Here is a 10,996-nt window from a genome sequence, read left to right as displayed (position 1 = left end):
CGCTTCGCCGGTGCACAGCGGATGGATGCCGAGCGCATAGGCATCGTCCTGCAGGTGCGCAAGTTCGCGCACGGTCGCGAAGTTGGAGACAGCCACCGCGGGGATGACGCAGAGCATGACGCCGGCGTCCCGGGCGCGGGCCCGGATCCGGGGCATTTCCGAGCCGAACTCGGGCGCATCGAGGTGGCAATGGGTGTCGACGAAGCGGGACATCGCGCGATGATGCCCGAAGGGATGCACGGCCGCGGAAAGCGTGCTACCGTGCCTCCTACAGCGACTCTCTCTTTTGTGCGGAGGTGCCCCGATGCGCAGGCCTGCTTTCTACAGCCGCTCGCCCCGAGGGCCGCAGGATGCGGCCGAGGCCGTTACGCCCGAGGCAGCCCAGACGGTCGCGCAGGCTCCCGCCGCTGCCTGGCAGCCCGGGCGTCGCAGCTTCGGCCTGCTGCTGGCATTGATGGTCGGATTGGGCGCCACCGGCGCCTACTTCTGGCCGCACCAGGGCGCTCAGGCGCTGACCCAGAAGGACATCGACGCGGCGGTGCTGCGCACGCTCCAGACCGCCCCGCTGCCCTCGCCTGCCGCCCGGGCCGCCGAGATCATCCGCCCCTCCGTGGTCCGCGTGGTGGGCTACGGCACCGAGAAGACGACGCCCGAGGCCAAGATCGAGAAACGCGGCCGCAATCTCGCCAAGGCCAAGCCACCGGAGGTCACCGACGAAGTGGCCGGCAAGCAGGTCGAGCGCGGCGTCGGCACCGGCGTGGTGATCGTCGACAAGGGCGTGATCCTGACCAACCTGCACGTGGTCGCCGGCGCCGAGACCATCAAGGTGACCTTCGCCGACGGCCTCGAGGCGCCGGCGACCATCACCGCGCTGCAGCCCGAGAACGACCTGGCGGTGCTGCAGGCCCAGAAGCTGCCCGACGACCTGATCCCGGCCACCATGCGATCGACCGCCGACCTGATGCCGGGCGACCAGGTGGCAGCGGTCGGCTTCCCGTTCGGCATCGGGCCCTCGGTGTCGGCCGGCGTGGTGTCCGGTCTCAATCGGTCCTTCCGCTCGCCCGAAGGCAAGCAGGAACTCAGCAACCTGATCCAGTTCGACGCCGCCGCCAATCCCGGCAACTCGGGCGGCCCGCTGATCAACATGAACGGCGAGGTGCTCGGCATCGTGACCGCGATCCTGAACCCGACCCAGCAGCGCACCTTCATCGGCATCGGCTTCGCCGTGCCGATCGAGAACGCGGCATCCGCCGCCGGCTCGCCCCCCTTCTGACCCACCGACGAAAGCACCCAGCATGAGCACAGAGCCCGAATCGCCCGCCCCGGTCACGGCCGAGCTGATGGAGCAGATCCTCTATCAGGTCAAGCGCGTCGTCGTCGGCCAGGACCGCTTCCTCGAACGGGTGATGGTGGCGATGCTGGCCGGCGGACACCTGCTGGTCGAGGGTGTGCCCGGGCTGGCCAAGACGCTGACGGTGAAGACGCTGGCCGACACCGTGCGCGGCCGGTTCAAGCGCATCCAGTTCACCCCCGACCTGGTGCCGGCCGACCTGGTCGGCACCCGCATCTACAACCAGAAGACCGGCGACTTCAGCACCTCGCTGGGCCCGGTGTTCGCCAACCTGCTGCTGGCCGACGAAATCAACCGGGCACCGGCCAAGGTGCAGAGCGCGCTGCTCGAAGTGATGCAGGAGCGGCAGGTCACGATCGCGGGCGAGACGCACCCGGTGCCGCGCCCCTTTCTCGTGATGGCGACGCAGAACCCGATCGAGACCGAAGGCACCTACCCGCTGCCCGAGGCGCAGGTCGACCGCTTCATGATGAAGGTGCTGGTCGACTATCCGAGCGACGAGGAAGAGTTCGTGATCGTCGAACGCGTGATCGGCCCGCCGGTGGAAGCCATTCCGGTCGCCACCACCGACCAGCTCGCGACCCTGCAGGCCGAGGCCCAGCGCGTCTACGTCGATCCCTCGCTGATCCAGTACGCGGTCCGGCTGGTGTCGGCCACGCGCGCCCCCGAGAAGCACGGCCTGAAGGACATGCGGCGCTTCATCACCTTCGGTGCCAGCCCGCGCGCCAGCATCAACCTGACCCAGGGCGCGCGCGCGCTGGCCTTGCTGCGCGGCCGCAGCTATGCGCTGCCCGAGGACATGACCGCGCTGGTGCCCGACGTGCTGCGCCACCGCGTCACGCTGTCGTACGAGGGCCTGTCGGAAGGCCTCACGCCCGACAGCCTGATCGACAGGATCATGCGGGCCGTGCCCGCGCCGCCCAAGCCGCTCGAACATGAAAAGCTGGTGGCCTAGGCGCGCGCAAGCCGCCAACGACGAGCAGCTCGCAACGATCGACGCTGCGGCCGGCGGCGTGGAGCGCGCGCTGCGCCGGCTCGAATGGACCGTGATCCGCCGGCTCGACGGCCTGCTGCAGGGCGACTACCGCACGCTGATGCGCGGCACCGGCCTGGACCTGGCCGACCTGCGCGAGTACCAGCACCACGATGACGTGCGCCACATCGACTGGAACGTCACGGCGCGGCTGCAGACCCCGCACGTGCGCGTGTTCACGGAAGACCGCGAGATGGCGGCCTGGTTCGTGCTCGACCTCAGCCGCTCGGTCGACTTCGGCTCGGGCGCCAAGGCCAAGCGCGAGATCTCGGCCGGCTTCGTCGGCGTTGTCGCCCGGTTGCTGACCCGGCACGGCAACCGTGTGGGTGCGATGGTCTACGGCAACGACATCGAAGCCGTGATCCCGCCGCGCACCGGCCGGCGCCATGTGCTGCACCTGCTGTATGCGATGGAGCGCCGCGCAGCAAGGATCGCCCCCGACCAGACAGGCATGACCCGCCTGGCCGAGCTGCTCAAGTCGGCGGCAGTGCTGATACCGCGCCGCTCGACCGTGTTCGTGGTCTCCGATTTCGTCACCGAGCCCGGCTGGGAACGGCCGCTCGCCCACCTCGTGCAGCGCCACGACGTGGTGGCGGTGCGCCTGTTCGATCCCCTCGAGCTCGAGCTTCCCGACCTCGGCCTGGTGCCGCTGCACGACGCCGAGACCGGCGAACAGCTCTGGGTCGACACCCATGATGCGGGTTTTCGCAAGCGCTTCGCCCGCATCGCCGCGGAACGCGAAGCCACCTTGCGCCAGGCGCTGGCCAAGATCGGCGTCGACGCGCTCGAACTCTCGACCGCTGACGATCTGGTGGAGGCCATCGTGCGCTTCGCCGACATGCGCAAGCGCCGCGTGCGCAGCGGACAGTCCCGGATGGTGGCTTCATGACTTTCCTCTGGCCTCAATTCCTCTGGCTGCTGCTCGCCATGCCCTTGCTGGTGCTGCTGTACCTCTGGCTGATCCGGCGCAAGAAGAAGCTGGCGCTGCGCTATGCCAGCCTGTCGATCGTGCGCGAAGCCATGAGCGCCGGCCAGACCATGCGGCGCCACATCCCGCCGCTGCTGTTCCTGCTGGCGCTGGGCGCGATGCTGATCGCGGCCGCGCGGCCGATGGCGGTGGTGGTGCTGCCCTCGAACCAGCAGACCATCATCCTCGCGATGGACGTCTCCGGCAGCATGCGCGCGGCCGACGTGCTGCCCAACCGGCTGGTGGCCGCGCAGGAGGCGGCCAAGAGCTTCCTGAAGGAACTGCCGCGCACCGTGAAGGTCGGCATCGTCGCCTTCGCGGGCAGCGCGCAGGTCGCGCAGTTGCCGACCACCAATCGCGAGGACCTGGTCACCGCGATCGACTCGTTCCAGCTGCAGCGCGCGACCGCCACCGGCAACGCGATCGTGGTGTCGCTGGCCACGCTGTTCCCGGACGCGGGCATCGACATCTCCGACTTCGCGCCGAAGAGCCGGCAGACCGGCGTCCCCATCGAGCGTGCCGGCAAGCCGCCGCCGAAGGAGTTCACCCCGGTCGCGCCAGGCTCCTACACCTCGGCCGCGATCATCATGCTGACCGACGGCCAGCGCACCACCGGCGTCGACCCGCTCGATGCCGCCAAGGTGGCGGCCGACCACGGCGTGCGCGTGTACACGGTGGGCATCGGCACGGTCGACGGCGAGACCATCGGCTTCGAGGGCTGGTCGATGCGGGTGCGGCTCGACGAGGAAACGCTCAAGGCGATCGCCAACAAGACGCAGGCCGAATATTTCTATGCGGGCACCGCGAACGACCTCAAGAAGGTCTACAACACGCTGAGCTCGCGGCTCACGGTCGAGAAAAAGGAGACCGAGATCTCGGCGCTGTTCGCGATGGGCGCGGCCGCGCTGGCGCTGCTGTCCGCCGGCCTGTCGCTGCTCTGGTTCAATCGCATCCTGTAGCGRCGTTCTCCAAGTACTTCGGCGCCACCGGCTGGCGTCATGGGCGTGGTGGCCTCGCCCGGCCGCGGCTTCGGCGGCACGCATGCGTCGGGACGGGTGTCGCTGGCCAACCTGAACGAGTACGACTATGCCAACATCGGGAAATCCATCCGCGGGATGGCGTCGGAGTACTTCGCGCGCTTCGAGCAGGAAGGCGCGGCCGGCAAGGGCGCGGCGAAATCCGCCAAGGCGAACCCTGCGAACCCTGCGAAAAAGGCGAGGAATCAGCGCATAGGCATCACAAGGAGATCCCATGTTCGATCTGAAGGGCAAGGTCGCGCTCGTGACCGGCGGCAACGGCGGCATCGGGCTGGGCATGGCCAAGGGGCTGGCCGGGGCCGGGGCGCGCGTGGTGATCGCGGCGCGCAATCCGCAGAAGTCGGCCGACGCGGTGGCGGCGCTGAAGGCCCTGGGCAGCGACAGCTTCGCGCTGTCGGCGGACGTGACCGACGAGGACTCGGTGCAAGCCCTGTTCGACGAGGCCGTCGCGCGCTGCGGCCGGCTCGACATCCTGGTCAACAACGCCGGCACCACGGTGCGCAAGCCCGTCGACCAGCTCGCGCTGGCCGAGTGGCACCAGGTGATGGACACCAACCTCACGAGCGCCTTCCTCTGCTGCCGCGCCGCCCATCCGCACCTCAAGGCGGCGGGCAGCGGCAAGATCATCAACATCGGCTCGATGATGTCGATCTTCGGTGCGCCGTACGCGCCGGCCTACGGTGCCAGCAAGGGCGGCATCGTGCAGCTGAGCCGGGCGATGGCCGCTTCCTGGGCGGCCGACGGGATCCAGGTCAACGCCGTGCTGCCGGGCTGGATCCAGACCGACCTGACCGACGGCGCCAGGGCCCAGGTGCCGGGGCTCAACGAGCGCGTGATCGCGCGCACCGCGGCGGGTCGCTGGGGCAAGCCCGAGGATCTGGCGGGCATCGCGGTGTTCCTCGCCAGTGCGGCGTCGGACTTCGTGACCGGCACGGCGATCCCGGTCGACGGCGGCTATTCGATCGCGGCCTGAACAGCGGGGCGATCGCCCCACCGTCCGGCAGCCTTCACGGAACTCGCCGGTCCCGCCACCGCTCGAAGGGCGATGAGCACCTCGCCCACTCCCCGGAACCTGCCTCGGCGCACGGTCGCAGCGGCAGCGCTTGCATTGCCGGCACTCTGGCTGGGCGCCCGCGCGCAGCCTGCGGCGCAGCGACGCCCGACACCGTCGCAGACCGAAGGGCCGTTCTACCCGGTGGCCCTGCCGGCTGACTCCGACGGCGACCTGTTGCGCAACGGCGCACTGAATTACGGCGCCACCCAGCCGGCCTGGGTCGACGGCACGGTCACCGACCTCGATGGCCGCCCGCTGAGCGGCGCGCAGGTCGAGATCTGGCAATGCGACGAAGCGGGCCACTACCACCATCCGGGCGACGGCGACCGCGCCGATCGAGCGTTCCAGGGCTTCGGCCGCGTGCTGGCTGATGCGCAGGGACGCTATCGCTTCCGCACCATCCGGCCCGTGCCCTACACCGGCCGCACGCCTCACATCCACGTCAAGGTGAAGCTGGCCGGCCGCGAACTGCTGACCACCCAGCTCTACGTGGAAGGCGCGCCGGGCAACGCGCGCGATGGTCTCTGGCGCCGCCTTTCCGAGGAGGCGCGGGCGGCGCTCACCGTGCCGTTCGAGCGCGCATCGGATGGCTGGAAGGCCAGCTTCCCGATCGTCGTCGCGGCCTGAGAGCCCCCACGCTCCCTCACTGCGTGTGGTCGCTGCCCCCCGAGGGGGAGTCAGCAGGCCGCCCGTCTGCGCGAAGCGCGGACTTCGCCGCGCTGGCGGCCCGGCGTCGGCCTGAGCTCAGTCCGCCAGCCGGCCCGCCGTAAGCCGCAGCACGCGGTCGCAGCGCGCCGCCAGGCTCTCGTCGTGCGTKACCATCACGAAGGCGGTGTTGCGCTCGTGCGCGAGGCGCAGCATCAGCGCGAACACGCCGTCGGCGGTGGCGCGATCGAGGTTGCCGGTGGGCTCGTCGGCCAGCACGCAATCGGGCTCGGTCACCAGCGCGCGCGCGATCGCCACGCGCTGGCGCTCGCCACCCGAGAGTTCGGCCGGCCGGTGCTGGACGCGCTCGCCGAGGCCCACCGCGGTCAGCATCGCGACCGCCGCCGCGCTCGCCTGCGCCGGCGGCATGCGGCGGATCTTGAGCGGCATCGCCACGTTGTCGAGCGCGCTGAACTCCGGCAGCAGGTGATGGAACTGGTAGACAAAACCGAGATGCCGGTTGCGCAAGCGCCCTTGCTCGGCCGCGTCGGCGTGCGCGATGTTCTTGCCATGGAGTTCCACGCTGCCGGCGGTCGGTGCGTCGAGRCCGCCCATCAGGTGCAGCAGGGTGCTCTTGCCCGACCCCGAGGCGCCGACGATCGCCAGCGTCTCGCCTGCGTGGACGTCGAGGTCGACGCCGTGCAGCACCGTCAGGTCGATGCGGCCCTCGTGGAAGCGCTTGGTCAATCCGCGGACCTTCAGCACCACGTCGTTCGTCGCCTTACTCATAGCGCAACGCCTCCGCGGGATTGACGCGGCTCGCGCGCCAGCTCGGGTAGAGGGTGGCGGCAAAGGCCAGCACCAGCGAGATCACGGTGATCGGCAGGATGTCGCCGCGCTGCGGGTCGCTCGGCATCTTGCTGATCAGGTAGATGTCCTTGGGCAGGAAGCTGGCGTGGAACAGCCGCTCGAGCGCCGGCACGATGACGTCGATGTTGTAGGCGATGCCCAGGCCCAGCAGCAGCCCGCCGAGGGTGCCCATGACGCCCACCATCGCGCCCTGGACGACGAAGATGCCCATGATGCTCTTCGGGCTGGAGCCCAGCGTGCGCAGGATCGCGATGTCGGCGCGCTTGTCGGTCACGGTCATCACCAGCGTCGAGACCAGGTTGAAGGCCGCCACCGCGACGATCAGCGTGAGGATGATGAACATCATGCGTTTCTCGACCTGGACCGCCGCGAACCAGGTCTTGTTGGCGCGCGTCCAGTCGCGGATCAGGAACTGGCCCGGCAGCGTGGCCGCCAGCTCGTCGGCCACCTCGCGCGCCTGGTGCAGGTCCTTGAGCTTGAGGCGCACGCCGGTCGGGCCCTCGAGCCGGAAGACGCGGGCGGCGTCCTGCTCGTGGATCATGGCCAGCGCCGAGTCGTATTCGTAGTGGCCCGAATCGAAGGTGCCGACCACGGTGAAGGGCTTGAAACGCGGCATCACGCCGGCCGGCGTGACCTGGCCGCCCGGCGCCACCAGCGTGACCTGGTCGCCCACGCGCACGAACATCGAGCGCGCCAGTTCGATGCCGAGCACGATGCCGAACTCGCCCGGCACCAGCTTGTCGAGCGCGCCCTGCTGCGCGGTGGTCGAGATGTCGGTCACCTGCGGCTCGAGCTTGGGGTCGATACCGCGGATCAGCGCGCCCTTCATGTCCTCGCCCCGCGCCAGCAGCGCCTGCGCCGCGACGAAGGGCGCGACGCCGATCACCTCGGGGTTCTTGCGCGCCCCGGCCATGATCGCGTCGATGTCGGCCAGCGCCTGGCCGTCGCGCGAGAAGATCTCGATGTGCGAGATCACGCCGAGCATGCGGTCGGTCACTTCCTTCTGGAAGCCGTTCATCACGCTCAGCACGATGATCAGCGCCGCCACGCCCAGCGCGATGCCGAACATCGAGACCCCGGAGATGAAGGAGATGAAGCCGTTGCGCCGCGTGGCCCGGCCGGCACGGGTGTAGCGCCAGCCGAGTTGCAGTTCATAGGGGAGTCGCATAGGGACGGAATTGTGGCATCCCGGACAATAGGCCCATGTCCGTTCCCCCCGCCACCGCCCGCCATCTGCTCATTCCCTTCGCCGGCCGGGGTTCTCCGGCCTGCCGCGAGGCGCTGGCCGGCCTCCGGCTACCGAAGCTCGAGGCGCTGCTGGCGCGGCTCACGCTGGTGCATGCCGACTCCCAGGACGACAGCACCCGCTCGCCGCCGCACGAGCGAGCGCTGGCCGAGGCCCTGGGCATCGCGGCGGCCGATGGCTGCATCCCCTGGGCCGCGCTGGAGGCCAGGACGGCCGGCCTCGGCCCGACCGACGGCGGCCAGGCCTGGGGCGTGGCCACGCTGTGCCACTGGCAGGTCGGCATCGACGACGTGGTGCTGGGCGACCCGGGCGCCATCGAGATCGACGCCACCGAGTCCGATGCGCTGCTGGCCGCGGCGCGTCCCTTCTTCGAGGAGGACGGCATCGCGCTGCACGCCACGGCCACGCCCGGACGCTGGCTGGCATCCGGCCCGGTCTTCGACGGCCTGGCGACGGCGTCGATCGACCGCGCCGTCGGCTTCCCGATCTCGCAGTGGTCGCCGCTGTCCGATGCCGGGCGGCCGCTGCGTCGGCTGYAGAACGAGATGCAGATGCTGCTCTACACCGAACGCGTGAACGACGCCCGCACCGCGCGCGGCGTACCGCCGATCAATTCCTTCTGGCTCAGCGGCACCGGCCACCTCCCCGCCGCGTTCGTGCCGGCCGCCGCGCCCACGGTGGCCGCGTCGCTGCGCCCCCCCGCCCTGCGCGACGACGGCGCCGGCTGGGCCGCGGCCTGGCAAGCACTGGACGCCGGGCCGGTGGCCGAGCTGCTGGCCGATTGCACGCGCGGCGACGCGGTCACGCTGACGCTCTGCGGCGACCGCGGCGCCCATCGCTTCGGGGTGCAGCCGCGCGGTTTCGCGCGCTGGGCCCGGGGCCTGTTCGGCCGCCCCGGCGCCGCCCCTGTCCTCGAGGCGCTGTGAGCATGAAGATCCTCCCCAGGGCCATCCCCCCGCGCAGCGCCTGGGCGCTCGAACAGGCCGGCGTGCATCCGCTGCTGGCACAGCTCTATGCCGCGCGCGGCGTGCTCGCGAAAGCGGAGCTCGATGACGGCCTCGCGCTGCTGCTGCCTCCGCACACGCTGCGCGGCGCCCGCGAGGCCGCGGCGCTGCTGGCCGATGCGATCCGCGAGGACAAGCGCCTGTGCGTCGTCGCCGACTACGACTGCGATGGCGCCACCGCCTGCGCCGTGGCGGTGCGCGGCCTGCGCCTGCTGGGCGCGCGCCATGTCGGCTACCTGGTGCCCGACCGGGTGGTCGACGGCTACGGCCTGACGCCGCCGATCGCCGAGCGCGTCGCCGCGAGCGGGGCCGACCTGCTGATCACGGTCGACAACGGCATCGCGAGCGTCGAAGGCGTCGCCGCCGCCAAGGCGCGCGGCCTCGCGGTGCTCGTGACCGACCACCACCTGCCGGGCCCGGTGCTGCCCGAGGCCGACGTGCTGGTGAACCCCAACCAGCCCGGCTGCGAATTCGACAGCAAGAGCATCGCGGGCGTGGGCGTGATGTTCTACGTGCTGATGGCGCTGCGCACCGAGCTGCGGGCGCGGGGCGTGTTCGATGTCGCCGCTCAACCGAAGCTCGATGTCCTGCTGCCCCTCGTGGCGCTCGGCACGGTCGCCGACGTGGTCCGCCTCGACGCCAACAACCGGCGCCTGGTGGCGCAAGGCCTGCGCCGCATCCGCGCCGGCGCGATGCAGGCCGGCATCGCCGCGCTGTTCAAGGCGGCAGGCCGCAACGCGGCGGCGGCGACCACCTTCGATTTCGGTTTCGCGCTGGGGCCCCGCATCAACGCCGCCGGCCGCCTGGCCGACATGACGCTCGGCATCGAGTGCCTGCTGACCGACGACGCCGGCCGCGCCGACGAACTCGCGCGCATGCTCGACGGCATCAACCGCGAACGGCGCGACATCGAGGGCGGCATGCGCGACAAGGCGCTGGCGCTGGCCGAGACGCTGTTCGACGACAGCCAGGAGCCGCCGGCGGCGATCAGCGTGTTCGGCGCCGACTTCCACGAAGGCGTGGTCGGCATCGTGGCCTCGCGCATCAAGGATCGCTTCCACCGGCCGACCTTCGTCTTTGCGGCCAGCGGCGCCGACGGCAAGGCGCACGAACTCAAGGGCTCCGGCCGCTCGATCCCCGGCTTCCATCTGCGCGATGCGCTCGACCTCGTCGCCAAGCGGCATCCGGGCGTGCTGTTGCGTTTCGGCGGCCACGCGATGGCGGCCGGCTGCACCGTGGCGCGCGAGCAGTTCCCGGTCTTCGAGCAGGCGCTGGCCCAGGTCGCGCAGGAGTGGCTCGACGCCGCCACGCTGACACGCCGGCTCGACACCGACGGGCCGCTGGCGCCCGAGTACCTGCGCGTCGATCTGGTCGACACGCTGCACCGCGAGGTCTGGGGCCAGGGCTTCGCGCCGCCGACCTTCAGCGAGGAGGTGGAGGTGGTCTCGCAGCGCCTAGTCGGCGAGAAGCACCTCGCGCTCAAGCTCAAGCACCGCGGCAAGCCGGTGGACGGCATCTGGTTCGGCCACACCGAGCCGCTGCCGCCGAAAGTGGTGCTCGCCTGGCGGCTCGATGCCGACGAATGGCAGGGCGTGCGGCGGGTCCGGTTCCTGGTCGAAGGCGCCGAAATCTAGGCTTCGATTGTTTCCAGGCTGCTAACGCCGCGGTTCCGTTTGCGGCGGTTGTGCGGTGGCGTTCGGCTCCAAACTTCTCCTCACCGACAAACCCTTGTGAAGGAACCGAAATGAATGCCTCGAAGATCATCGCCGCCGCTGCACTGTCCCTGCTG

The 10,996-nt window shown here is 70.6% G+C and carries 11 protein-coding genes; 8 read left to right on the top strand and 3 right to left on the bottom strand.

Annotated features, from left to right (window positions below; all coding sequences use genetic code 11):
- Window positions 1-213, bottom strand: a 213-nt coding sequence (locus AC1D2K_RS19605; RefSeq protein ID WP_478090501.1) for a TatD family hydrolase, incomplete at its 3' end; no start/stop codon positions are given.
- Window positions 214-304: 91 nt separating this feature from the next.
- On the opposite strand from AC1D2K_RS19605, the gene AC1D2K_RS19600 reads away from it, so the two are divergent.
- The 6 genes from AC1D2K_RS19600 to AC1D2K_RS19575 all read left to right on the top strand — a co-directional run bounded on the left by AC1D2K_RS19600 (window position 305) and on the right by AC1D2K_RS19575 (window position 6,069).
- Window positions 305-1,273, top strand: coding sequence for a S1C family serine protease (locus AC1D2K_RS19600; protein ID WP_478090500.1), 969 nt, complete (start codon window positions 305-307; stop codon window positions 1,271-1,273).
- Window positions 1,274-1,295: 22 nt separating this feature from the next.
- Window positions 1,296-2,306: an AAA family ATPase gene (locus AC1D2K_RS19595; RefSeq protein ID WP_478090499.1), complete on the top strand. Its 1,011-nt coding sequence runs from the start codon at window positions 1,296-1,298 to the stop codon at window positions 2,304-2,306.
- The gene (locus AC1D2K_RS19590) at window positions 2,287-3,273 is read left to right on the top strand and encodes a DUF58 domain-containing protein (RefSeq protein WP_478090498.1); all 987 of its coding nucleotides are present in this window, start codon (window positions 2,287-2,289) and stop codon (window positions 3,271-3,273) included. Before AC1D2K_RS19595 ends, AC1D2K_RS19590 begins: the two co-directional genes overlap by 20 nt.
- Window positions 3,270-4,310, top strand: coding sequence for a VWA domain-containing protein (locus AC1D2K_RS19585; protein ID WP_478090497.1), 1,041 nt, complete (start codon window positions 3,270-3,272; stop codon window positions 4,308-4,310). The genes AC1D2K_RS19590 and AC1D2K_RS19585 overlap by 4 nt, the downstream gene beginning before the upstream one ends.
- Before the next feature lie 292 nt (window positions 4,311-4,602).
- Window positions 4,603-5,361, top strand: coding sequence for an SDR family NAD(P)-dependent oxidoreductase (locus tag AC1D2K_RS19580; RefSeq protein WP_478090496.1), 759 nt, complete (start codon window positions 4,603-4,605; stop codon window positions 5,359-5,361).
- A 72-nt stretch (window positions 5,362-5,433) separates the two neighbouring features.
- A complete protein-coding gene (locus AC1D2K_RS19575; protein WP_478090495.1) occupies window positions 5,434-6,069 on the top strand; it encodes a dioxygenase family protein in 636 nt (211 codons plus the stop codon).
- 117 nt (window positions 6,070-6,186) lie between these two features.
- Here the strand turns inward: AC1D2K_RS19575 and lolD are convergent, their stop codons facing one another.
- Window positions 6,187-6,876, bottom strand: a complete 690-nt coding sequence (lolD, locus tag AC1D2K_RS19570; RefSeq protein ID WP_478090494.1) for a lipoprotein-releasing ABC transporter ATP-binding protein LolD — start codon at window positions 6,874-6,876, stop codon at window positions 6,187-6,189.
- A complete protein-coding gene (locus AC1D2K_RS19565; protein ID WP_478090493.1) occupies window positions 6,869-8,125 on the bottom strand; it encodes a lipoprotein-releasing ABC transporter permease subunit in 1,257 nt (418 codons plus the stop codon). The genes lolD and AC1D2K_RS19565 overlap by 8 nt, the downstream gene beginning before the upstream one ends.
- Window positions 8,126-8,160: 35 nt before the next feature.
- On the opposite strand from AC1D2K_RS19565, the gene AC1D2K_RS19560 reads away from it, so the two are divergent.
- On the top strand, window positions 8,161-9,129 hold the full coding sequence (locus tag AC1D2K_RS19560; protein WP_478090492.1) for a hypothetical protein: 969 nt from the start codon (window positions 8,161-8,163) through the stop codon (window positions 9,127-9,129).
- Between the two features lie 2 nt (window positions 9,130-9,131).
- The gene (recJ, locus tag AC1D2K_RS19555) at window positions 9,132-10,841 is read left to right on the top strand and encodes a single-stranded-DNA-specific exonuclease RecJ (RefSeq protein WP_478090491.1); all 1,710 of its coding nucleotides are present in this window, start codon (window positions 9,132-9,134) and stop codon (window positions 10,839-10,841) included.
- The last annotated feature ends 155 nt before the right edge of the window (window positions 10,842-10,996 follow it).

The sequence above is a fragment of the Variovorax sp. P1_H12_2 genome (genome assembly GCF_056405335.1).
Note: the sequence above shows the minus strand (reverse complement) of the source record. Positions and strands in the feature narration are given on the sequence as shown.